The sequence below is a fragment of the Streptomyces sp. NBRC 110028 genome (genome assembly GCF_001417735.1).
GTDB lineage: Bacteria > Actinomycetota > Actinomycetes > Streptomycetales > Streptomycetaceae > Streptomyces.
In genome coordinates, this window is record NZ_BBUZ01000045.1 from 1 (window position 1) to 22,411 (window position 22,411).

The following is a 22,411-nucleotide window of genomic DNA, read 5'->3' on the forward strand; positions in this document are numbered from 1 at the left end:
CACGTGACGGAGGGTCACGTGACCGAGCCCTGACCCGCCGAAGACGGCCCGGGCCCACCCCCGGCCCACCGAGGCCCGCAACCCGGGCCGCCGCCCCGCTCCGCGCCCGAAGACGGGATCCTGGGCCGGTGGCCCATCACCGTGCCCACCCGCGCGGTGTCCGATGCCCGCAACCCGGGCCGCCGCCCCGCTCCGCGCCCGGGGACGGCCCCAGTTGGTTCGGCTTGCGGTGCCTCGGAACCGGGTCCGGGCGGGCACCGCTGCTCGGCCCGTCCGGCGGTGCCTCAGCTTCGAACCGCTCCGGCGTGGAAGCCCGCCGCCCCACCGCTCCCCCCGTCCAGGGACTGGGCCGGGCGGCAGCGCGGCCCGTCCCGCGCTCGGTGGGCGCGGTCGGGGCCGCGGGTCTCGTCGGCGACCGGCCCTGCGGCCTGGCGTCATCGATCCGCTCAGCCGTGGGACAGGGCGGAGCGCCACCCGGGCTGCCGCTCTACGGCTCGGCCCGTCCTGTTCGTAGGGCGGGATTCGCCGCTCGCCCCGCGCACGGGTGGTCGCGGTCGGGGCCGCGGATCCCCGCTTCAGCCGGTCCTGCGGCTCGTGCCGCCCGTCTCCCGGGCCCTGAGGCCGGGCGAAGCGCGTCACCCGCCGGGGTCCGGGGCGGAGCACCGGCGGGGGTGTGGGGGCGGAGCCCCCACTGCCGGGAGGCCGGGGGCTCGCCCCCGGTTCGGGAAGGGGCGGGGTGGGGGAAAACCCGCCCCCGCCCCCGGCAACGGCTACCGCTTCTTGGGATCCAGCAGCCCCGCCCGCCGCAGCGCGTCCGCCATCGCCCCGTTGGCGGGAGCCGCGTCGCGCCCGCCTCCGCCGCGCTGGCCGCCGCGCGAGCCGCGGCCGCCGCCGCTCTGGCGCTGCTTGGGGGCGGAACGGCGGGGCCCACCGCCCTGCTCGGAGCGGTCCGAGCGGTCCGAGCGGTCGGAACGGCCGCCCCCACCGGCAGTGGCCTCGTCATCCAGCCGCAGCGTCAGCGAGATCCTCTTGCGCGGAATGTCCACGTCGAGGACCTTTACCCGCACGATGTCACCCGGCTTCACCACATCCCGTGGATCCTTGACGAACGTCTTGGACATCGCGGAGACGTGCACCAGCCCATCCTGGTGGACCCCGACGTCCACGAACGCCCCGAACGCGGCCACGTTCGTGACGACGCCTTCCAGGATCATTCCGGACGCCAGGTCGCCGATCTTCTCGACGCCGTCCTTGAAGGCCGCCGTCTTGAAGGCGGGTCGCGGGTCGCGTCCGGGCTTCTCCAGCTCCTTCAGGATGTCGGTGACGGTCGGCAGACCGAAGGCGTCGTCCACGAAGTCGTCCGGCCGCAAAGACCGCAGCGTGGCCGTGTTGCCGATGAGCGAGGCCACATCGCCACCGGCGGAGGTGACCATGCGGCGCACCACCGGGTAGGCCTCGGGGTGGACGCTGGAGGCGTCCAGCGGGTCGTCGCCGCCGCGGATGCGGAGGAAGCCCGCGCACTGCTCGTACGCCTTGGGGCCGAGCCGGGCCACGTCCTTGAGGGCCTTGCGGCTGCGGAAGGGCCCGTTGCTGTCGCGGTGGGCGACGATGTTCTCCGCGAGCCCGGCGCCGATGCCGGAGACCCGGCTGAGGAGCGGGGCGGAGGCGGTGTTGACGTCCACCCCGACACCGTTCACGCAGTCCTCGACCACCGCGTCGAGCGAGCGTGACAGCTTCACCTCGGACAGATCGTGCTGGTACTGACCGACCCCGATCGACCTCGGATCGATCTTGACCAGCTCGGCCAGCGGGTCCTGGAGCCGCCGCGCGATCGACACCGCACCGCGCAGCGAGACGTCGAGGTCGGGCAGCTCCTGGGAGGCGAAGGCGGAGGCGGAGTACACCGAGGCGCCCGCCTCGGAGACCATCACCTTGGTCAGCTTCAGCTCCGGGTGCTTGCCGCACAGCTCGCCCGCGAGCTTGTCGGTCTCCCGGGACGCCGTGCCGTTGCCGATGGCGATCAGCTCGACGTCGTGCTCACGGGCCAGCTTGGCGAGCCGGTCCAGCGACTCGTCCCACTTGTTGCGCGGGACGTGCGGATAGATCGTGTCGGTCGCGGCCACCTTCCCGGTCGCGTCGACGACGGCCACCTTCACGCCGGTGCGGAAGCCGGGGTCGAGACCCATCGTGGCGCGCGTGCCGGCCGGGGCGGCGAGCAGCAGATCGCGGAGGTTGGCGGCGAAGACGCGCACCGCCTCGTCCTCGGCGGCCTGCCGCAGCCGCAGCCGCAGGTCGATGCCGAGGTGGACCAGGACGCGGGTGCGCCAGGCCCAGCGCACGGTGTCGGCCAGCCACTTGTCGCCCGGGCGGCCGCGGTCGGCGATGCCGAAGCGCTGCGCGATGGACCGCTCGTACGAGGTGGGGCCGGGGTCCTCGGAGGGCTCCTCCGGCTCCAGGGTGAGGTCCAGGACCTCTTCCTTCTCGCCGCGGAACATCGCCAGCACCCGGTGCGAGGGCAGCTCGGTGAAGGGCTCGGCGAAATCGAAGTAGTCGGCGAACTTGGCGCCGGCCTCCTCCTTGCCCTCCCGCACCTTGGTGGCGACCCGGCCGCGCGACCACATGCGCTCGCGCAGCTCACCGATGAGGTCGGCGTCCTCCCCGAACCGCTCGGTGAGGATCGCCCGCGCGCCCTCCAGCGCGGCGGCGGCGTCCGCGACGCCCTTCTCGGCGTCCACGAACGCGGCGGCCGCCGCCGTGGGCTCCACGGTCGGGTCGCCGAGCAGCCCGTCGGCGAGCGGTTCGAGACCGGCCTCGCGCGCGATCTGCGCCTTCGTGCGGCGCTTCGGCTTGAAGGGGAGGTAGATGTCCTCCAGCCGGGCCTTGGAGTCGGCGGCGAGGATCTGCGCCTCCAGCGCCTCGTCCAGCTTTCCCTGTGACCGCACCGATTCGAGGATCGCGGCGCGCCGCTCCTCCAGCTCGCGCAGATAGCGCAGCCGCTCCTCCAGGGAGCGCAGCTGCGCGTCGTCGAGCATTTCCGTCGCTTCCTTGCGGTAGCGCGCGATGAACGGCACGGTGGAGCCGCCGTCGAGCAGCTCGACGGCGGCCTTGACCTGCCGTTCCCGTACGCCGAGTTCCTCGGCGATCCTGCCTTCGATGGACGTCGTCACGATCACGCTCCGCTTTCGGTCTGCACTGCATCTGCATTGTGGCAGGTGCCACTGACGAAGCGGTCACGGACGACGTGTCCGGCGGGCCCCGGAAGGGGTCCGAGGGCTCGTACGGGGGCTCAGATGTGCCTGCGGCGGCCCGCGCCGCCCGCCGTGTCGGCGGCCCCGCCGAACAGCCGGGCAAGGGCACGGAACGGCAGCGTCACCACCGTGGCGATCGCGGATCCGATGGCGCGGAGTACATCGGCGACAGCACGCGACACTTCAGGCCCCCCATCGGGTCGGGAGCGGTTCGGCAGCCGCCTCCGGGCGCCGCACGTACGCGGAGCACGGGCACTCGCCGGCGTGCGCGGCGCGCGGTTGGGCGCCCGGTGAAAGGGCGGCCGATCACACATCGATCGGGTATCCCCCCTCGCCCCGCGCAAACCCGCGTCCCGGACGCCGTCAGCGCTTGCCGAGGAGGTCCGCCGGGAAGGCGCCCGCCTCCAGGGCCCGCGTGGTGAACGCCCCGGCCAGTTCCGTCAGCCGGGCCACCCCCGCCGCGCCCAGGTGCTCGTACGGGGCGGCGTCGAGGCGGTCCGTGTCGTCCTCCAGGGACTCGCGCAGCTCGACGCCCGCCCGCGTCAGTTCGCCCTCCTCGTCGAGCAGCCCGCGCTCGCGCAGCCGGTCCCGTCCGGCGGCCAGCTCCTCGGCCGTCCAGCCACGGGTGGCCAGGAGCCACTTCGGGGACATGCCCTTGCCGGTCGCCGCGTGGCTGACCATGGCCTCCACCCCGTCCAGCCCGGCGGCGACGAGGGTCAGCAGATGGGTGTCGCCGCGGTGCTCGCGCAGCAGCGTGGCGGCGTGCCACAGGGCCAGGTGCGGGGCCTCGGGCACCGGGAGGTCGGCGTGGGCGGCGTACAGGGGACGCGCGGAGCGGGAACACGCCTCGGTGGCGCGCAGCGCCAGCTCGGCCGCCTCGGCCATCTCCTTCGACGCCGGCGCGTCGTCCCCCAGCAGCCGCCGCAGCACGGAGTCGGCGGCCCGCAGCCGGGCCTCCAGCGCGGCCTCGGGGGAGACCACGTCCCAGGCCCGCGGTATGTGGCGGGCTACCAGGTCGTGCTTGAAGTTGTAGAAGGTCGCGGTGACGGTCCCCGCGCCGACCCGGCCGAACGCCGCCGCACGGCCCACGAAGTAGACGGCGCCGCGCTCCTCCAGGCCCAGTTCGGCCAGCTCGTTGGCGTAGTCCGGAGCGAAGTAGACGCAGGAGTGCAGCGGATTGACGACGGAGTGGCAGCGCCGTACGGCGTGCTGGGGAAGTGTGGTCATGGACCGCACGCTACCGGCTGGTAGGGCAGGCCGGCAGCCGGGGTTGGAAGCCGGGCCGGGCGGCCGGTCCCGGCGTGGTCAGGAGACCGGCGGGGACCAGCCGAAGCGGGGTGCCCGGCGCTCCAGGAAGGCGGCGATGCCCTCCCCGGCCTCCCCGCTGACCCGCGCCTGCTCGCGCCAGTACGCGACCCGCTCCGCGTCGGCGGGCCCGGCCGCGAACTCCTTGGCCGCCGCCTGCGTCAGCCGCGAGCGGGACACCAGCACCCGGGTGAACTCCTCGACCCGCTTGTCGAGCCCGCCGGCCGGCAGCACCTCGTCGACCAGCCCGGTGCGCAGCGCCCGCGCGGTGTCGATCAGCTCGCCCGAGAACAGCAGGTATTTGGCGCCGGCCGGTCCGATCAGCTCCACCAGCCGCCGGGTGGAGCCGGGGGAGTAGACGATCCCGAGCTTGGCCGGGGTGATCCCGAAGAGCGCGCCCTCCTCCGCGAACCGCAGGTCGCAGGCGGCCGCCAGCTGGCAGCCGCCGCCCACGCAGTAGCCGCGCACCGCGGCCAGCGTCGGTTTGGGGAAGGCCGCCAGGGCCTCCTCGGCGGGCAGCGCGAGGCCGGTGCTCTCCTCGTACGTCGCGTTCAGCGAGCCGATGTCGGCGCCCGCGCAGAAGGTGTCCCCGTGGCCGGTGAGCACGAGCGCCCGTACGGCGGGGTCGGCCGCGAGCCCGTCGAGCAGCGGGGGCAGCGCCCGCCACATGGCGGGGGTGAGCGCGTTGCGCTTGGCGGGATTGCGGATGACGACGGTCGCTATGCCGTCCGTGACCTCGTACCGCAGACAGGGCTCCATGCGGCGGATCGTATCCGGGCGGTACGCGCCCTCCCGGCCGGGGCACCAGGCCGGGGCACCAGGCCGGGGTCGAGCCATAGGCACCAGGGGGCGTCATCCAGACGGGCAGGAACAGTCGAGCGAGTGACCCTGGCATACGCCAACGAATAAAAGCGGTCGATAACTGAACAGTTGTGGTCACTCCCTCGGCCCGTACCAGACCATTCCCAACACTCGATCCGAGAGTCGAGCCGTGGCGATGGGTGGGTGTCGGGCATGGAGATCGTCGGGAGAGTCCCCTCCGAACCGGGGCACCCCCCGCCGCGCGGACCGGCGGTCGGCGAGGGGGCGTGGCGGTTCACCGCTCCGGCCCTGGAGTCCTCCGTACCGCAGGCCCGGCACGCGGTGCGCGAACTGCTGGCCCATCAGGGGGTGTGCGGGCACGGCGATCTGGTGCCGAATCTGCTGCTGATCGTCTCCGAGCTGGTCACCAACGCGGTGCGGCACGCGGCGCTGCTCTCCCCGCAGATCGCCGTCGAGGTGTCGATCGGCCGGGGCTGGGTGCGGGTCGCCGTGGAGGACAACCATCCCTACCGGCCCAGGCCCCTGGAGCTGGAGACGGACCAGGGGCGGACCGGCGGCCGCGGGCTGCAGCTGGTGCGGGCGATCGCGGAGGAGTCGGGGGGCGGATACGACGTGGACCACACGGCGAGCGGTGGCAAGGCGGTCTGGGCCGCCCTGCCGCTGGCTCCCACCGCTCCCGGCCCGGTGTCCGGCTCCGTGTCCGGACCGGTGGCCGGCCGGCCGCTCACCAGCCTGCGGCCGCCCCGGTCAGCTCCCGGATCGCCGGCCGGGCCGCGTCCAGCACGGTCATGAACCACGCGGAGAACGGGCCCTCCGCGTGCAGCTTCGTCAGCTCGTCCGGTGTGACGAAGGCGGTCTCGCCGATCTCCTGCGGATCGGGCCGCGGCGTCTCCTTGAGCAGCCCGACGAACAGGTGGTTGTACTCCTGCTCGACCAGACCCGAGGCCGGGTCCGGGTGGTTGTAGCGGACCGTGCCCGCCTCGCCGAGCAGCGCGGGCGCGATGCCCAGCTCCTCGCCGGTGCGGCGGGCCGCGGCCACGAACGGCGGCTCACCGGGGTACGGATGGCCGCAGCAGGTGTTCGACCAGACGCCGGGGGAGTGGTACTTGCCCAGGGCGCGCCGCTGGAGCAGCAGCCGCCCCTGCTCGTCGAAGAGGAAGACGGAGAACGCCCGGTGCAGCTGCCCGGGCGCCTGATGTGCCGTGAGCTTCTCCTCGGTGCCGATCGTGGTGCCGTCCTCATCGACCAGTTCGAGCATGATCGATTCCGTCGAGCCGTTCGGCGCGGAGGGCGCGGTGGTCTCGGCGGAAGGGCCGTTGGCGGGTGTGATCGGCATGACCGTCCTCATAGTTACGACGTGGGCCCTCAAGTCTGCCGCACGCAGGCACGTGTCACTGGCACAGCCGGGCTTCGTGATCAGCATGTCCACCCGGTTCCAGCTGAAACGTGCAGTGCGCGACGTCGAAATGTGTCCCCAGACATCCCTGGAGATCGTGCAACAGCCGCTCATGGCCCACCGCGTCGAGCACCGGCCGGCCGACCACCACATGCGCGGAGAGCACCGGCATCCCCGAGGTGATCGTCCACACATGGAGATCGTGCAGCCCCTCCACACCGGGCAGGGCGAGGATGTGGGCGCGCACCGCGGCCATGTCGACATCCCGTGGCGCCGCCTCCAGGAGGACGTTCAGGGTCTCCCGGAGCAGGGTGTACGTACGCGGCACGATCATGAGCGCGATCCCGAGCGAGGCGATCGGATCGGCCGCCTGCCACCCCGTGGCCAGGATGATCCCCGCCGACACCAGCACCGCGACCGACCCCAGGGCGTCCGCCACCACCTCCAGGAACGCGCCCCGCACATTCAGGCTCTCCCGCTGCCCGCCGCGCAGCAGGGCCAGCGACACCAGGTTCGCGGCCAGCCCGACCGCCCCGAAGACGATCACCAGGCGGCCCTGGGTGGCGGCGGGGTGGAGGAAGCGCAGCACCGCCTCGCAGAGGATGTAGCCGCCGACCCCGAACAGCAGCAGACAGTTCCCCAGCGCCGCCAGGATCTCGGCGCGCGCGTATCCGTACGTACGCCACGGGCTGGGCGGGCGCCCCGCGAAGTGGATCGCCAGCAGCGACATGGCGAGACCGAGCGCGTCGGTGGCCATGTGCCCGGCGTCCGCCAGCAGCGCGAGCGAGTCGGCGAGCAGCCCGCCGACGATCTCCACGACCATCACGGTGAGGGTGACGACGAGCGCGATCCACAGCCGCCACCGATGCCCGGCGCCCGCGGTGCGGTGGTCATGACCTGCGCCCATGTCGGTACGGCCCTCCTGCCCGGGGCGGCCCCTGTCCCCAGTGAACTACGCCGGGGCCATGGCCCGGGCGGGTCGTACCGCCGTCCGGGGCCGCCCGTGGCGGGGGCCCGGGGCCAGTCCCGGCACCCCCTACGGGTGGTGGAGGCACCAGCCCTCCCAGGCGGACTCCACCATCGCGCGCACGTCGTGCCGGGCGGTCCAGCCCAGTTCCTTGGTGATCAGTTCGGTCGATCCGACGACCCGGGCCGGGTCGCCCGGACGGCGGGGCCCGACCACGGGCGTGAGCTCGGGGTGGCCGGTGACCTCGGCGATCAGGTCGGCCATCTCGCGTACCGAGACGCCCTGACCGGTGCCGATGTTCACCGTCAGATCGCCCGCGCCCGGCCGCGCGGCCAGGCGGCGGGCCACGGCGAGATGGGCGGAGGCCAGGTCCTCGACGTGGATGTAGTCGCGGACGCAGGTGCCGTCCGGCGTCGCATAGTCATCACCGAAGATCCTCGGGGCCTCCCCATGGGTGATCCGATCGAACATCATCGGGATGATGTTGAACACTCCGGTGTCGGCCAGCTCCGGTCCCGTGGCGCCCGCCACATTGAAGTAGCGCAGACAGGCCGTCGACACCGAATGCGCCGCCCCCACGGCCCTGACCAGCCATTCTCCGGTGAGCTTGGTCTCTCCGTACGGGTTGATCGGCACACACGGGGTGTCCTCGGTGACCAGTTCCACATCCGGCATGCCGTAGACGGCGGCGGAGGAGGAGAAGAGGAAGCTCCCGATCCCGGCGGCGGTCACGGCCTCCAGCAGCACCGTGAGGCCGTGCACATTCTCCCGGTAGTACCGCAGCGGCTGCTCGACGGACTCCCCGACCTGCTTCTTCGCGGCGAGATGCACCACACCGGTGATGTCCAGCTCCGCGAACGTACAGTCCAGCAGCTCACGGTCCAGGGTGGAGCCGCGCACGAGCGGAACGTCCTCGGGCAGCCGCCCGGGGATCCCGCTGGAGATGTCGTCGAGCACGGCCACCCGCTCGCCCGCCCGGGCCATGGCCCGTACGACATGCGACCCGATATATCCGGCACCACCTGTGATCAGCCACGTCATGACGGCACCCTATCCACAGGTCAGGGCGGCGCCCGTTTGTCGAGGGGACACGCCATCCACCATGATGATCGGCGGCGCGCGGAAGCGGTCGTTCCCCCGATCGTGTGGTGAATGCGCGGTGAACTGTCGCTTCCATCGATCCGATAGCCTCTGCCGACACGCCGCCCGCCCCACCCGGGACCGGGATGCGCGATGCCCCGATTTTCGCGGGCTCCAGGCCTGTGCCAGAGCGGCGCGGTCACCATGTCAGCTGCCAAGGAGTGAGTTCGTCTGTCGACCGCGATTCTCACCGGTGCCCCGGTCGCCGGCTCGTCTCTCCAGGACGACCTGCGGTCGCTGGGTTTCGACGTGCGCACGGCGACCGACCCGGCCGGGGTGGCGACGGAGCTGGCCGCCGTCCCGCCGCGTGAGCGGGTGGCCCTCGTCGACCCCCGTTTCGTCGGCCACGGCCACGCCCTCCGCCTGGCGCTGACCGACCCCCGCTTCCCCGCGGCCGCCGTGCCCGGCGCGCTGACGGCGCAGCCGGAGGCCCGGGCCGCGCTGACCCGAGCGGTGACGGCCGCCGCGGCCGCCCCCGGCGCCGCCGGGCAGGCCGAGCGCACGCCGGCGCCCGCGGGCGCCGCGGCCACGGCCGCCGGGCAGCTGGCCACGGTCGGCAGCGCGGAGGAAACGGACACCGGGGAAGCGGCAGAGGCCCGTACGCCCTCCCTCGTGGACGACATCGCCGCCGCCCTCGACACCGAAGGCGTCCCCCCGCACCGGCCCGAGCTGGGCGTGCTCGTCGCCACCGTGCCCGCGGACGAGGAGCGGCGGACGGCGGCGCTGGCGCGGACCGCGGCCGTGGACGAGGAGCGGGTGCGGCTGCGCAGCGCCGTGAAGGCGCGGGACGGCTTCTTCACGACCTTCTGCGTCAGCCCCTACTCCCGCTACATCGCCCGCTGGTGCGCCCGCCGCGGACTGACGCCCAACCAGGTCACCACCGCCTCCCTCCTCACCGCCCTCATCGCGGCGGGCTGCGCCGCCACCGGCACCCGGCCCGGGTTCGTCGCGGCCGGGGTGCTGCTGATCGCCTCGTTCGTCCTCGACTGCACCGACGGCCAGCTGGCCCGCTACTCGCTGCAGTACTCCACTCTCGGCGCCTGGCTGGACGCCACGTTCGACCGGGCCAAGGAGTACGCGTACTACGCGGGCCTCGCCCTCGGCGCGGCCAACGCCGGAGGCGGTCACGGCGGCGACGACGTATGGGCGCTGGCGCTGGGCGCGATGGTGCTGCAGACCTGCCGCCATGTCGTGGACTTCTCCTTCAACGAGGCCAACCACGACGCCACCGGCAACAGCAGCCCCACCGCCGCCCTCTCCGACCGCCTCAACAGCGTCGGCTGGACGGTCTGGGTGCGGCGCATGATCGTGCTGCCGATCGGCGAGCGCTGGGCGATGATCGCCGTGCTGACCGCGCTCACCACGCCCCGCATCACCTTCTGCGTCCTGCTCATCGGCTGCGCCCTGGCCGCCTGCTACACCACCGCCGGGCGGGTGCTGCGCTCGCTCACCCGCAAGGCGCGGCGCACCGACCGGGCCGCGCGGGCGCTCGCCGACCTCGCGGACTCCGGCCCGCTCGCCGAGCTGGTCGCCAAGGCGGCCGCCCGTAGCTCCCGCGGCTATCTGGCCCCGGCCGCGGCCGCCCTCGGCGCCGCGCTGCTCGTCGCCGGTGCCGCCGCGCTGCCGTACGGCTCCTGGCTCGCCGTCGCGGGCGCCGCGCTCTACGGCGTCCTCGCGGGCTGCGCCGTCGCCGCGCCGCTGAAGGGCCCCCTCGACTGGCTGGTGCCGCCGCTGTTCCGGGCCGCCGAGTACGGGACCGTCCTCATCCTCGCCGCCCGCTCGCAGATGAACGGAGCATTGCCCGCTGCTTTCGGGCTGGTGGCGGCCGTCGCCTACCATCACTACGACACGGTGTACCGCATCCGCGGCGGCACCGGGGCGCCACCGCACGGGCTGGTGCGGGTGATCGGCGGGCACGAGGGGCGGATCCTGGTGGTCACGGCCATCGCCGCGCTGCTGCACGGCCGGAGCCAGGGCGGCCCGAACCAAGGTTTCACCATCGCGCTGACCGCGCTCGCCGTGGTCATCGCGCTGACGGTGCTCATCGAGAGCATCCGCTTCTGGGTGTCCTCCGGAGCACCCGCTGTCCACGACGAAACAGGAGAACCCGCATGATCGGCCTCGTGCTGGCGGCCGGCGCCGGACGGCGTCTGCGCCCCTACACCGACACCCTCCCCAAGGCCCTGGTGCCGGTCGACGGTGAGACCACCGTCCTGGACCTGACCCTCGGCAACTTCGCGGAGGTCGGCCTGACCGAGGTCGCGATCGTGGTCGGCTACCGCAAGGAGGCGGTGTACGAGCGCAAGGAGGCCCTGGAGCAGAAGTACGGCCTCAAGCTCACCCTGATCGACAACGACAAGGCCGAGGAGTGGAACAACGCCTACTCCCTGTGGTGCGCGCGTGACGCGATCAAGCACAGCGTGATCCTCGCCAACGGCGACACCGTGCACCCGGTCTCCGTCGAGAAGACCCTGCTCGCCGCGCGCGGCGACGGCCAGAAGATCATCCTCGCCCTCGACACGGTGAAGCAGCTCGCCGACGAGGAGATGAAGGTCGTCACGGACCCGGCCAAGGGCGTCCAGAAGATCACCAAGCTGATGGACCCGGCCGAGGCGACCGGCGAGTACATCGGCGTCACCCTCATCGAGGGCGAGGCCGCGGCCGACCTCGCCGACGCGCTGAAGACCACCTTCGAGCGCGACCCCGACCTCTACTACGAGGACGGCTACCAGGAGCTGGTCAACCGCGGCTTCAAGGTCGACGTCGCGCCCATCGGCGACATCAAGTGGGTCGAGATCGACAACCACGACGACCTGGCGAAGGGCCGTGAGATCGCGTGCCAGTACTGACGAGGCTCATCCCCTCGCCGCTCGTCGTCGACATCCGCGCGGGCGCCCTGGACGACCTGGCGGACGTCCTGGCCGACCAGCGGATCTCGTCCTCCGGCAAGCTCGCCGTCGCGATCAGCGGCGGCTCCGGGGCCCTGCTGCGCGAGCGGCTGGCCCCGGCGCTGCCGGGTGCGAGCTGGTACGAGGTGGGCGGCGGCACCCTCGATGACGCGATCAAGCTCGCCGACCGGATGAAGTCCGGGCACTACGACGCGGTCGTGGGGCTCGGCGGCGGCAAGATCATCGACTGTGCGAAGTTCGCCGCGGCGCGCATCGGCCTCCCGCTGGTGGCCGTCGCCACGAACCTCTCGCACGACGGACTGTGCTCACCGGTCGCGACCCTCGACAACGACGCGGGCCGCGGCTCGTACGGCGTGCCGAACCCGATCGCCGTGGTCATCGACCTCGATGTGATCCGCGAGGCCCCGGTCCGCTTCGTCCGCGCCGGCATCGGCGACGCGCTCTCCAACATCTCCGCGGTCGCGGACTGGGAGCTGTCCCACCGCGAGACCGGCGAGCAGATCGACGGACTCGCCGCCGCCATGGCACGCCAGGCGGGCGAGGCCGTGCTGCGCCACCCCGGCGGCGTCGGCGACGACAGCTTCCTGCAGGTGCTGGCCGAGGGCCTGGTCCTCACCGGCATCTCGATGTCGGTCGCGGGCGACTCCCGTCCGGCGTCCGGCGCCTGCCACGAGATCAACCACGCCTTCGACCTCATGTTCCCCAAGCGCGCGGCGAGCCACGGCGAGCAGTGCGGTCTTGGCGGGGCGTTCGCGATGTACCTGCGCGGGGAGCACGAGCAGTCGGCGTTCATGGGCGAAGTGCTGCGCCGGCACGGTCTTCCGGTGCTGCCCGAGGAGATCGGCTTCACCGTGGACGAGTTCGTCCAGGTCGTGGAGTACGCGCCGAAGACCCGCCCCGGGCGCTACACGATCCTCGAACACCTCGACCTCTCATCCGACGCGATCAGGGACGCATACGCCGACTATGCCAAAGCAGTCAGTCAAGCCATCAGTGGCTGAACTCCGCCCGGTCGTTCACCCCGCTGGGGTGAAGGACCGGCGGAGCGGTGAGCACTGGGCCGGGCGCCTGTACATGCGGGAGATCTCGCTGCGCTGCGACCGGTACCTGGTGAACACCCGGGTCACGCCCAACCAGCTGACGTATCTGATGACCGTCTTCGGCGTCCTCGCCGCCCCGGCCCTGCTGGTGCCGGGGATCGCGGGAGCCGTGCTCGGGGTGCTGATGGTCCAGCTCTACCTGCTGCTGGACTGCGTCGACGGCGAGATAGCCCGTTGGAAGAAGCAGTTCTCGCTGGGCGGTGTGTATCTGGACCGGGTCGGCGCCTACCTGTGCGACGCCGCGGTGCTCGTCGGCTTCGGTCTGCGCGCCGCCGACCTGTGGGGCTCGGGGCGGATCGACTGGCTGTGGGCGTTCCTGGGCACGCTCGCCGCGCTCGGCGCCATCCTGATCAAGGCCGAGACCGACCTGGTCGGGGTCGCCCGGCACCAGGGCGGTCTGCCGCCGGTCAAGGAGGCGGCCTCCGAGCCGCGCTCGTCCGGTATGGCGCTGGCCCGCAAGGCGGCCGGGGCGCTGAAGTTCCACCGGCTGATCCTCGGCATCGAGGCGTCGCTGCTCATCCTCGTGCTGGCGGTCGTGGACCAGGTGCGCGGCGACCTGTTCTTCACCCGGCTGGGCGTAGCGGTACTGGCCGGTATCGCCGTGCTGCAAACCCTGCTTCACCTCGTGTCCATCCTCGCGTCGAGCAGGCTCAAGTGACGGGCGGCACGATGAGGGTCGGAGCGGTTGTCCTGACGATGGGCAACCGCCCCGAGGAACTGCGCGCGCTGCTCGACTCGGTAGCCAAGCAGGACGGCGATCCGATCGAGGTGGTCGTCGTGGGCAACGGCTCGCCCCTTCCGGCGCTCCCCGAGGGCGTACGGACCATCGAGCTGCCCGAGAACGTGGGCATCCCGGCGGGGCGCAACGTCGGCATCGAGGCGTTCGGACCGGGCGGCCGCGACGTCGACGTCCTGCTGTTCCTGGACGACGACGGGCTGCTGCCGGGCACCGACACGGCCGAGCTGTGCCGTGCGGCGTTCGCCGCCGACCCGGAGCTGGGCATCATCTCCTTCCGTATCGCCGACCCCGACACGGGCGTCACCCAGCGCCGCCATGTGCCCCGGCTGCGCGCCGCCGACCCGATGCGGTCCTCGCGGGTCACCACCTTCCTCGGTGGTGCCAACGCGGTCCGCACCGTGGTGTTCCAGCAGGTCGGCGGTTTGCCGGACGACTTCTTCTACGCCCATGAGGAGACCGATCTGGCCTGGCGGGCGCTGGACGCCGGATGGATGATCGACTACCGGTCGGACATGGTCCTGTACCACCCGACCACCGCGCCCAGCAGGCACGCGGTCTACCACCGGATGGTCGCGCGCAACCGGGTCTGGCTGGCCCGGCGTAACCTTCCGGCCCTGCTCGTACCCGTGTACCTGGGCGTCTGGCTGCTGCTCACACTGGCCAGGCGTCCCTCCAGGACCGCGCTGCGCGCCTGGTTGGGAGGGTTCCGGGAAGGCTGGAAGACCCCTTGTGGTCCACGACGGCCCATGAAGTGGCGTACGGTATGGCGCCTGACCCGACTGGGCCGACCTCCTGTCATCTGACAAGCTCGTATCAGATACGCATCGAGCGCGACCCGGGGCGCGGCCCCGCTCAGCGCACCCTGAAGACGAAAGTGTCAACTGTGAGCGAGACTACGCACGACAGTGCGGTCGCCGTGAGCGCCCCGCCATCACCCGACGACGGCCTGTCCCCGGCCGAGCTGGCGAAGAAGTACGGGCTGTCGGTCAGCGGAGCCCGGGTGGGCCTCGGCGAGTACATCCGCCAGATGTGGGGCCGGCGTCACTTCATCCTGGCCTTTTCGCAGGCCAAGCTCACTGCCCAGTACAGCCAGGCGAAGCTGGGTCAGCTGTGGCAGGTGGCGACGCCGCTGCTGAACGCGGCGGTGTACTTCTTCATCTTCGGCCTGCTGCTGGGCGGCAGGGGCGGCATGGGGAACGAGCAGTACATCCCGTTCCTGGTGACGGGGGTGTTCGTCTTCACCTTCTCGCAGAACTCCGCCATGGCCGGGGTGCGGGCGATTTCCGGGAACCTGGGTCTGGTGCGGGCCCTGCACTTCCCGCGGGCCTCGCTCCCGATCTCCTTCTCGCTCCAGCAGCTCCAGCAGCTGCTGTTCTCGATGATCGTTCTGGTCGTGGTCCTGCTGGGCTTCGGACACTTCCCGGACTTCTCGTGGCTCCTGGTCATCCCGGCCCTGGCGCTCCAGTTCGTCTTCAACACCGGTCTCGCCCTGATCATGGCCCGGATGGGCGCCAAGACTCCGGACCTGGCACAGTTGCTGCCGTTCATCCTGCGCACGTGGATGTACGCCTCCGGCGTGATGTACCCGTTGGAGCACATGCTCCAGAAGGCGGGAGCGCACTCCTGGGTCTCCGACGTTCTGCTGGCGAACCCGGCGGCGGTCTACATGGATCTGATGCGGTACGCGCTGATCGACGGCATGCCCGAGGCCCTGCCGCCGCACGTCTGGTCGTTCGCCCTGGGCTGGGCGGTGCTCTTCGGCGTCGGGGGTTTCGTGTACTTCTGGAAGGCAGAGGAGCAGTACGGCCGTGGCTGAGCAGACACTCGAAACCGTCGAGCGGGCCGCGCCCGCCGAGGCCCGCGTGCCCACCGTCATCGCCGACGACGTGCACATCGTCTACCGCGTCAACGGCGGTCCCAGGGGCCGTGGCAGCGCCACCGCCGCGCTGAGCCGCATCCTGCGCCGCAAGGGCGCCCCCGGTATGCGTGAGGTGCACGCCGTACGCGGCGTCACCTTCGTGGCCTACAAGGGTGAGTCGATCGGCCTCATCGGTTCCAACGGATCCGGCAAGTCGACCCTCCTCAAGGCCGTGGCGGGCCTCCTGCCCACCGAGCGCGGCAGCGTCTACACCGACGGCCAGCCGTCGCTGCTCGGCGTCAACGCGGCCCTGATGAACGACCTCACCGGTGAGCGGAACGTCATTCTGGGCGGTCTGGCCATGGGGATGTCGCGCGAGCAGGTCCGCGAGCGGTATGCGGACATCGTGGACTTCTCGGGCATCAATGAGAAGGGTGACTTCATCACCCTCCCGATGCGCACCTACTCCTCCGGCATGGCGGCCCGCCTCCGCTTCTCCATCGCGGCGGCCAAGGACCACGACGTCCTGATGATCGACGAGGCCCTGGCCACCGGTGACCGGAAGTTCCAGAAGCGCTCCGAGGCCCGCATCCGGGAGCTGCGCAAGGACGCCGGAACGGTCTTCCTCGTCAGCCACAACAACAAGTCCATCCGGGACACCTGCGACCGGGTGCTGTGGCTGGAGAAGGGCGAGCTGCTGATGGACGGGCCGACGGACGAGGTCATCAAGGCCTACGAGAAGGAAACCGGCAAGTAGCCGAAAACCGGGAGGGGCCGGGGCCGCGGGGCGGGTCCGGCCCTTCCGCGCGCACCCGTCCTGTGGAAAAGCTCACGCACTGTCACCCCTCCCCACTAAGGTGGTGGTCAGAATGGTCCATCGGGCTTACGGGGGGTGACGCGTGCGACTGCTGCCGGGAATTGAGCACCATGGCGATCCGGTCGATCGGCGCAGGAGAAGCGGAAGCGGTGTTCCGTATCGAGGGAGGGACCTGGTGAACACATGTCCACCAGGTGGAATTTCGCCCTGTCGCCAGGGCGCGTGCGGGCCGCCCGGGGCGTCCCCGGGCGCGGCGGCAGGCCGCCGACCGGCCGTCCCTCGGTTCCGGCCGCGGTCGCGCGGTCTCCCGGTGGGCCGTGCGCGAGCCGGAGGTGACGCAGTGGTACCGCCGCTGCCGCTGTTCACTAAACGGAGGCGCTGTATCGTGTGCGTGTACGCCGGGTTGCCGAGCGGCGGGGTATGAGGGAGGGGGACGCGTGTCGCCAGGGGAAGCGCACGTCGCACCGTACTCACGGCGTGAGCGGTTGCGCATTGCGACCATCCGCGAAATCAAGGACGTCGCCCGGACGCTCCTGGTTCAGGAGGGCCCGGAAAATGTGACCATCCGGGCCATCGCGCGGGAGATGGGCATGACCGCGCCGGCCGTCTACCGCTACTTCAGCAGCCGGGACGCGCTGATCCTGCAGCTGCGGGTGGACATCTTCGCGGAAATGGCCCGCTACATGCGCGGGGTCATCGGGCAGCTCCCCGAGGGCGAGCCCGGTCGCAGACTGATCGGCGGCGCCCGGGCGTTGCGCGTCTGGGCCATCAAGCACCCGCATGAGTTCGGCCTCATCCTCGGACCCTGGGCCCCGGGCCTCGGGCGCGAGGAGACCAAGCCGGAGCGCACCATGGGCTGGGTCTTCGGCTCCGTCTTCTCCGACCTGGTCTCCGACCTGTGGCGGGTGCGGGGCTTCCCGGCCCCCGAGGAGCAGGAGCTGGACCCGGCGCTGGCCCGTCAGCTCGGGGCGCTCAGCGAGGACCAGGGTGTGGACATGCCGCCGGGCGCCATCGCCGTCATGCTGCGCTGCTGGGCGCGGCTGTACGGGGTGATCTCCATGGAGGCGCTGGGACACATGTCGTTCGGGCTCTCGGAGGGGCAGTCGTTCTTCGAGTTCGAGCTGCGCGACCTGTGCACCATGCTGGACATCACCGAGTTCTACGACGAGGCCGCCTGACCCGGTCGGCGGGCGGGCCTCGGGGCGTCGCCCGGGGTATGGCCCCGCACGCGTGTGCGTCGAGGGCGTAAGCTGTGGCAATGCCCAACCGGATCATCTCGGACGTGTGCGGCTGTCACCTGTTCGGGGGTGTCCGGCCGGACACCCTTGACATGTCGGCGCGGCGTGTCCGGATCGTGCCGACCCTGGCAACCGGTGTAGAACGGGGGATGTGACGGCATTGGCTCCACGGCCCATCTCCAGTACGCCCACGGGCCCCGGTCACCGGGATCCGCGCGGCGTCCTGGCCCTCGCCCGTACGCCTGGCTGTCCACGGTGACCGTGGAGGACGAGCGCAGCGGGTCCTCCACCACGTCGGGCAGCCTGAGCGGCGGGCAGGAAGCCGCGCGCGCCGTGCTCGACAAGGCCGCGCACGAGAACTTCCCCGTGGCCCCCTTCTTCGTCCCCCGCGCCTGGCGCGCCGATCTCATGGCCGTCTACGGCTACGCCCGGCTGGTGGACGACATCGGCGACGGCGATCTCCCCCCCGGCGGCGCCGACGCCGAGCTGCTGGGCCTGGACCGGTCCCTCGCCGACGACCCGCTCGCGATGCTCGACGCCTTCGAGGCCGACCTCGACCGGGTCTTCGACGACACCTCGCGCGCGGCGCCCCGCCATCCGCTGCTGCGCGCGCTGCGCCCCACCGTCCGCCGCCACGGCCTCACCCCGGACCCCTTCCGCGGCCTGATCGAGGCCAACCGGCAGGACCAGCGGGTTGGGCGGTACACCACCTTCCAGGAGCTGCTGGACTACTGCGAGCTGTCCGCCAACCCGGTGGGCCGGCTCGTCCTCGGCATCACCGGCACCACCACCCCCGAGCGGGTCCGCCGCTCCGACGCGATCTGCACCGCCCTGCAGATCATCGAGCACCTGCAGGACGTCTCCGAGGACCTTCGCAGGGACCGCGTCTACCTCCCGGCGGAGGACATGAAACGCTTCGGGGTGACCGAGGCCGACCTCGCCGCCCCGAAGGGCGGTGCATCGGTGTGTGCCCTGGTCGCGTACGAGGCGGAACGCGCCCGAGACCTGCTGAATGAAGGCACCCCACTGGTGGGTAGCGTCCACGGCAGGCTGAAGGTGCTGCTCGCCGGATTCGTGGCCGGGGGGCGGGCCGCCTTGCGGGCGGTCGCGGCCGCGGGCCATGACGTACTCCCTGGACCGCCCAGGCCCACCAAGCTCAGCCTGCTGCGCGAGGTGGGGGCGACACTGCGAAGAGAGGGGTGAGCCGGACCGTGGACGGTTCTCCGCACGCGTCCGCGCCAGTGCTCGCGGCATACCGCTACTGCGAGGCCGTGACCGGGCACCAGGCCCGCAACTTCGCCTACGGCATCAGGCTGCTGCCCACCGAGAAGCGCCACGCGATGTCGGCGCTCTACGCCTTCTCGCGTCGCATCGACGACATCGGCGACGGCGCGCTGGCCGCCGACGCCAAGCGGACCCGGCTGGCCGAGACCCGCGGGCTGCTCGACCGGATCCGGGCCGGTGCGATCGAGGAGGACGACACCGACCCGGTGGCCGTCGCGCTCAGCCACGCCGCCCGGCGCTTCCCGATCCCGCTCGGCGGGCTCGACGAGTTGATCGACGGCGTGCTGAAGGACGTGGCCGGGCAGTCGTACGAGACCTGGGACGACCTCAAGGACTACTGCCGCTGTGTGGCGGGCGCCATCGGGCGGCTCTCCCTCGGCGTGTTCGGCACCGTACCCGGCGCGCGCGACGCCGACCGCGCCCCCGAGTACGCCGATACGCTCGGTCTCGCGCTCCAGCTGACCAACATCCTGCGCGACGTCCGCGAGGACGCCACGACCGGACGCACCTATCTGCCCGCCGAGGACCTCGCCAAGTTCGGCTGCGCCGACGCCTTCCACACCTCGGCCGCCCCGCCCGACGCCGACTTCACCGGTCTGGTGCAGTTCGAGGTCCGGCGGGCCAAGGCGCTCTTCGCCGAGGGCTACCGGCTGCTGCCGATGCTGGACCGGCGCAGCGGGGCGTGCGTGGCCGCCATGGCGGGCATCTACCGCAGACTCCTGGAACGGATCGCCCAGGACCCCGCGGCCGTCCTGCGCGGCCGCGTTTCGCTGCCGGGCCACGAAAAGGCGTACGTCGCCGTGCGCGGCCTCGCCGGGCTCGACGCCCGCGCCGCCGTCCGCCGCGGGGCGGGGGGGATTCGGTGACTCAGGCAACCTCGCGGGCCCGCGCCGCGTCGTGTTCACCCGAGGGGGGTGAACCCATGACAGCCCGCACCGCACACCCCGCCGACCGCCCGGAACCGGACCCGGCAGGCCGCCCGGAGGGGGCGGCCGCGCTCGTCCGCGACCCGTGCGCACAGGTGAGCGAGCACGGCCGTGAGCACACCGGAGGAGCCCGGACGGCGGTGGTGATCGGCGGCGGGATCGCCGGGACCACCGCGGCCCTCGCGCTCGCCGACGCCGGTGTGCGCGTCACGCTGCTCGAAGGGCGCCCCCGGCTCGGCGGGCTCGCCTTCTCCTTCCGCCGCTCCTCACCGGCCGGTGAGCTGAGCGTCGACAACGGGCAGCACGTCTACCTGCGCTGCTGCACCGCCTACCAGTGGTTCCTGGACCGGGTCGGCGCCACCCGGCTCGCCCCGCTCCAGGGCCGGCTGGACGTACCCGTCGTGGACGCCGCCGCGCGGCCCGGGCGGCGGCTGGGCCGGCTGCGCCGCACCGCCCTGCCGGTGCCGCTGCACCTGGCCGCGAGCCTCGCCACCTATCCGCACCTCTCGCTTGCCGAGCGCGCCCGGGTGGGCCGCGCCGCGCTGGCCCTGGGGCGGCTGGACCCGCTGGATCCGGCGCTGGACGCGGAGGACTTCGCGGGCTGGCTGCGCCGCCACGGCCAGTCGCCGCGCGCCGTCGAGGCGCTGTGGGACCTGGTGGGCGTGGCCACGCTCAACGCCACCGCCCGGGACGCCTCGCTGGGCCTGGCCGCGATGGTGTTCAAGACCGGGCTGCTCTCCGAGGCCGGTGCCGCCGACATCGGCTGGGCCCGCGCCCCGCTCGGCGAGCTGCACGACACCCTCACCCGCGCCGCCCTGGACGCGGCGGGCGTGACGACCGAGCTGCGCACCCGCGTCACCGCCGTCACCGCCGCCGAGGACCGCTGGACCGCGCACACCGACCGCGGCCCGCTCCACGAGCCGGTGGACACGGTCGTCCTCGCCGTACCGCAGCGGGACGCGCACGCCCTGCTGCCCGACGGCGCCCTCGACGACCCGGACCGGCTGCTGCGGATCGGCACCGCGCCCATCCTCAACCTGCACGTCGTCTACGACCGCACCGTGCTGCGCCGCCCGTTCTTCGCCGCGCTCGGCAGCCCCGTCCAGTGGGTCTTCGACCGCACGGACGCCTCGGGGCTGCGGGACGCGCCGGGGGCCGGGGAGAGCCAGTACCTGGCGGTGTCCCAGTCCGCCGCGAGGGACGACATCGACCGCCCGGTCGCCGAACTGCGCGCCCGCTACCTGCCGGAGCTGGAGCGGCTGCTGCCGGGCGCCCGCGGCGCGCGGGTACGGGACTTCTTCGTCACCCGGGAGCGCACCGCGACGTTCGCCCCGGTCCCCGGTGTCGGACGGCTGCGGCCCGGCGCCCCCACCCACGCGCCCGGCCTGTACCTGGCCGGCGCGTGGACCGCCACCGGCTGGCCCGCGACCATGGAGGGCGCCGTGCGCAGCGGGCTCACCGCGGCCCGCGCGGCGCTCTCGGAAACCGGCCGCCCGCACGTGATTCCGCTTCCCGCCGTCGGCGGGGGGACGCCCAAGGAGGCGGCATGAGCACCACCACAGAAACCAGAGGAGAGACCGTGACCCCGGCGACCCCAGCTGTCGACTCCGCAGGCGTCATCGCGCTGCTGGAGCGCGGCCGTACGCTTGCCACGCCGGTGCTGCGCTCGGCGGTGGACCGGCTGGCCCCGCCCATGGACACCGTCGCCGCCTACCACTTCGGCTGGATCGACGCCGACGGCCGCCCCGCCGCGGGGGATGGCGGCAAGGCGGTGCGCCCGGCGCTCGCGCTGCTGTCCGCGCAGGCGGCCGGCGCCGACCCGGAGGTCGGGGTGCCCGGCGCGGTCGCGGTCGAGCTGGTGCACAACTTCTCGCTGCTGCACGACGACCTGATGGACGGTGACGAGCAGCGCCGCCACCGCGACACCGTGTGGAAGGTCCACGGACCGGCCCAGGCGATCCTGGTCGGGGACGCGCTCTTCGCCCTCGCCGGGGAAATACTGCTGGAGCTGGGCACCGTGGAGGCGGGGCGGGCCACCCGCCGGCTCACCTCCGCGACCCGCAAGCTGATCGACGGCCAGGCGCAGGACATCTCCTACGAGCACCGGGAGCGGGTCACCGTCGAGGAGTGCCTGGAGATGGAGGGCAACAAGACCGGCGCCCTGCTCGCCTGCGCCGCCTCCATCGGCGCCGTCCTCGGCGGCGCCGACGACCGCGCCGCCGACACCCTGGAGCGCTACGGCTACCACCTGGGCCTGGCCTTCCAGGCCGTGGACGACGTGCTGGGCATCTGGGGCGACCCGGTCGCGACCGGCAAGCAGACCTGGAGCGACCTGCGGCAGCGCAAGAAGTCGCTGCCGGTGGTCGCGGCCCTCGCCGCCGGGGGCCGGGCCTCCGAGGACCTGGCCCAGATCCTCGCGGCCGACGCGCACAAGCCGGAGGACGAGTTCGCCGACTTCAGCGAGGCGGAGTTCGCGACCCGCGCCGCGCTGATCGAGGAGGCCGGCGGCCGGGACTGGACCTCGCAGGAGGCCCGCCGGCAGTACGCGAAGGCCATCGAGGCCCTCGACGAGGTGGACATGCCCGGCGAGGTACGAGATCAGTTCGTGGCGCTCGCGGACTTCGTCGTCGTCCGGGAGAGATGATCACAACCGACCGCGCCA

General features: G+C 72.5%; 20 protein-coding genes. 13 read left to right on the forward strand and 7 right to left on the reverse strand.

Annotation, left to right across the window (positions count from 1 at the left end; all coding sequences use genetic code 11):
• Nucleotides 1–770: 770 nt before the first annotated feature.
• The 4 genes from ASC60_RS33165 to ASC60_RS33175 all read right to left on the reverse strand — a co-directional run bounded on the left by ASC60_RS33165 (nucleotide 771) and on the right by ASC60_RS33175 (nucleotide 5,312).
• Entirely contained in the window at nucleotides 771–3,167 is a 2,397-nt protein-coding gene (locus ASC60_RS33165) for a Tex family protein (RefSeq protein WP_055557473.1), read from the reverse strand.
• 119 nt (nucleotides 3,168–3,286) lie between these two features.
• Nucleotides 3,287–3,430 carry an LPFR motif small protein gene (locus ASC60_RS42410; RefSeq protein WP_199831114.1) on the reverse strand — a complete coding sequence of 48 codons (144 nt, stop codon included), beginning with the start codon at nucleotides 3,428–3,430 and terminating at the stop codon, nucleotides 3,287–3,289.
• A gap of 181 nt (nucleotides 3,431–3,611) precedes the next feature.
• Nucleotides 3,612–4,475, reverse strand: a complete 864-nt coding sequence (locus ASC60_RS33170) for a hypothetical protein (RefSeq protein WP_055557406.1) — start codon at nucleotides 4,473–4,475, stop codon at nucleotides 3,612–3,614.
• 78 nt (nucleotides 4,476–4,553) lie between these two features.
• On the reverse strand, nucleotides 4,554–5,312 hold the full coding sequence (locus ASC60_RS33175) for an enoyl-CoA hydratase/isomerase family protein (protein ID WP_055557407.1): 759 nt from the start codon (nucleotides 5,310–5,312) through the stop codon (nucleotides 4,554–4,556).
• Between the two features lie 255 nt (nucleotides 5,313–5,567).
• Here ASC60_RS33175 and ASC60_RS33180 point away from each other — a divergent pair, with 255 nt between their 5' ends.
• Nucleotides 5,568–6,167, forward strand: coding sequence for an ATP-binding protein (locus tag ASC60_RS33180; RefSeq protein WP_055557408.1), 600 nt, complete (start codon nucleotides 5,568–5,570; stop codon nucleotides 6,165–6,167).
• On the opposite strand, the gene idi is transcribed toward ASC60_RS33180, so the two are convergent.
• The 3 genes from idi to galE form a co-directional block, all read right to left on the reverse strand.
• On the reverse strand, nucleotides 6,100–6,711 hold the full coding sequence (gene idi, locus ASC60_RS33185) for an isopentenyl-diphosphate Delta-isomerase (RefSeq protein WP_055557409.1): 612 nt from the start codon (nucleotides 6,709–6,711) through the stop codon (nucleotides 6,100–6,102). The two genes, ASC60_RS33180 and idi, sit on opposite strands and share 68 nt — an antisense overlap.
• A gap of 55 nt (nucleotides 6,712–6,766) precedes the next feature.
• A complete protein-coding gene (locus ASC60_RS33190) occupies nucleotides 6,767–7,678 on the reverse strand; it encodes a cation diffusion facilitator family transporter (RefSeq protein WP_055557410.1) in 912 nt (303 codons plus the stop codon).
• 129 nt (nucleotides 7,679–7,807) lie between these two features.
• Complete coding sequence (gene galE, locus ASC60_RS33195) at nucleotides 7,808–8,779, reverse strand: UDP-glucose 4-epimerase GalE (RefSeq protein ID WP_055557411.1); 972 nt, start codon at nucleotides 8,777–8,779, stop codon at nucleotides 7,808–7,810.
• A 270-nt stretch (nucleotides 8,780–9,049) separates the two neighbouring features.
• Here galE and ASC60_RS33200 point away from each other — a divergent pair, with 270 nt between their 5' ends.
• The 12 genes from ASC60_RS33200 (at nucleotide 9,050) to ASC60_RS33255 (ending at nucleotide 22,393) form a co-directional block, all read left to right on the forward strand.
• Nucleotides 9,050–10,993, forward strand: coding sequence for a DUF5941 domain-containing protein (locus ASC60_RS33200; protein WP_079038784.1), 1,944 nt, complete (start codon nucleotides 9,050–9,052; stop codon nucleotides 10,991–10,993).
• Nucleotides 10,990–11,727, forward strand: coding sequence for a sugar phosphate nucleotidyltransferase (locus ASC60_RS33205; RefSeq protein WP_055557413.1), 738 nt, complete (start codon nucleotides 10,990–10,992; stop codon nucleotides 11,725–11,727). Before ASC60_RS33200 ends, ASC60_RS33205 begins: the two co-directional genes overlap by 4 nt.
• The gene (locus ASC60_RS33210) at nucleotides 11,715–12,788 is read left to right on the forward strand and encodes an iron-containing alcohol dehydrogenase family protein (protein ID WP_055557414.1); all 1,074 of its coding nucleotides are present in this window, start codon (nucleotides 11,715–11,717) and stop codon (nucleotides 12,786–12,788) included. The genes ASC60_RS33205 and ASC60_RS33210 overlap by 13 nt, the downstream gene beginning before the upstream one ends.
• Nucleotides 12,754–13,545, forward strand: a complete 792-nt coding sequence (locus ASC60_RS33215) for a CDP-alcohol phosphatidyltransferase family protein (protein WP_079038785.1) — start codon at nucleotides 12,754–12,756, stop codon at nucleotides 13,543–13,545. The genes ASC60_RS33210 and ASC60_RS33215 overlap by 35 nt, the downstream gene beginning before the upstream one ends.
• 11 nt (nucleotides 13,546–13,556) lie before the next feature.
• Complete coding sequence (locus tag ASC60_RS33220; RefSeq protein ID WP_055557474.1) at nucleotides 13,557–14,429, forward strand: glycosyltransferase family 2 protein; 873 nt, start codon at nucleotides 13,557–13,559, stop codon at nucleotides 14,427–14,429.
• Nucleotides 14,430–14,509: 80 nt separating this feature from the next.
• The gene (locus tag ASC60_RS33225) at nucleotides 14,510–15,442 is read left to right on the forward strand and encodes an ABC transporter permease (RefSeq protein WP_055557416.1); all 933 of its coding nucleotides are present in this window, start codon (nucleotides 14,510–14,512) and stop codon (nucleotides 15,440–15,442) included.
• Nucleotides 15,435–16,241: an ABC transporter ATP-binding protein gene (locus ASC60_RS33230; RefSeq protein WP_055557417.1), complete on the forward strand. Its 807-nt coding sequence runs from the start codon at nucleotides 15,435–15,437 to the stop codon at nucleotides 16,239–16,241. Before ASC60_RS33225 ends, ASC60_RS33230 begins: the two co-directional genes overlap by 8 nt.
• 497 nt (nucleotides 16,242–16,738) lie before the next feature.
• Nucleotides 16,739–17,479 (forward strand): TetR/AcrR family transcriptional regulator, encoded by a 741-nt coding sequence (locus ASC60_RS33235; RefSeq protein WP_055557418.1) that lies wholly within the window; start codon nucleotides 16,739–16,741, stop codon nucleotides 17,477–17,479.
• A 393-nt stretch (nucleotides 17,480–17,872) separates the two neighbouring features.
• On the forward strand, nucleotides 17,873–18,742 hold the full coding sequence (gene hpnC, locus ASC60_RS33240) for a squalene synthase HpnC (protein WP_055557475.1): 870 nt from the start codon (nucleotides 17,873–17,875) through the stop codon (nucleotides 18,740–18,742).
• Complete coding sequence (gene hpnD / locus ASC60_RS33245) at nucleotides 18,739–19,689, forward strand: presqualene diphosphate synthase HpnD (RefSeq protein WP_055557419.1); 951 nt, start codon at nucleotides 18,739–18,741, stop codon at nucleotides 19,687–19,689. The genes hpnC and hpnD overlap by 4 nt, the downstream gene beginning before the upstream one ends.
• A 56-nt stretch (nucleotides 19,690–19,745) precedes the next feature.
• Nucleotides 19,746–21,299: a hydroxysqualene dehydroxylase HpnE gene (hpnE, locus tag ASC60_RS33250; protein ID WP_079038786.1), complete on the forward strand. Its 1,554-nt coding sequence runs from the start codon at nucleotides 19,746–19,748 to the stop codon at nucleotides 21,297–21,299.
• Complete coding sequence (locus tag ASC60_RS33255; protein WP_055557420.1) at nucleotides 21,296–22,393, forward strand: polyprenyl synthetase family protein; 1,098 nt, start codon at nucleotides 21,296–21,298, stop codon at nucleotides 22,391–22,393. Before hpnE ends, ASC60_RS33255 begins: the two co-directional genes overlap by 4 nt.
• The last annotated feature ends 18 nt before the right edge of the window (nucleotides 22,394–22,411 follow it).

What these genes read in the sequence shown, in the direction of transcription:
- ASC60_RS33205 (WP_055557413.1), top strand. Translation starts at nt 10,990, where the DNA reads ATGATCGGCCTCGTGCTGGCGGCCGGCGCCGGACGGCGTCTGCGCCCC.
- hpnE (WP_079038786.1), top strand. Translation starts at nt 19,746, where the DNA reads ATGACAGCCCGCACCGCACACCCCGCCGACCGCCCGGAACCGGACCCG.
- idi (WP_055557409.1), bottom strand. Translation starts at nt 6,711, where the DNA reads ATGCCGATCACACCCGCCAACGGCCCTTCCGCCGAGACCACCGCGCCC.
- ASC60_RS33170 (WP_055557406.1), bottom strand. Translation starts at nt 4,475, where the DNA reads ATGACCACACTTCCCCAGCACGCCGTACGGCGCTGCCACTCCGTCGTC.
- ASC60_RS33190 (WP_055557410.1), bottom strand. Translation starts at nt 7,678, where the DNA reads ATGGGCGCAGGTCATGACCACCGCACCGCGGGCGCCGGGCATCGGTGG.
- ASC60_RS33180 (WP_055557408.1), top strand. Translation starts at nt 5,568, where the DNA reads ATGGAGATCGTCGGGAGAGTCCCCTCCGAACCGGGGCACCCCCCGCCG.
- galE (WP_055557411.1), bottom strand. Translation starts at nt 8,779, where the DNA reads ATGACGTGGCTGATCACAGGTGGTGCCGGATATATCGGGTCGCATGTC.
- ASC60_RS33215 (WP_079038785.1), top strand. Translation starts at nt 12,754, where the DNA reads ATGCCAAAGCAGTCAGTCAAGCCATCAGTGGCTGAACTCCGCCCGGTC.
- ASC60_RS33255 (WP_055557420.1), top strand. Translation starts at nt 21,296, where the DNA reads ATGAGCACCACCACAGAAACCAGAGGAGAGACCGTGACCCCGGCGACC.
- ASC60_RS33175 (WP_055557407.1), bottom strand. Translation starts at nt 5,312, where the DNA reads ATGGAGCCCTGTCTGCGGTACGAGGTCACGGACGGCATAGCGACCGTC.
- ASC60_RS33220 (WP_055557474.1), top strand. Translation starts at nt 13,557, where the DNA reads ATGAGGGTCGGAGCGGTTGTCCTGACGATGGGCAACCGCCCCGAGGAA.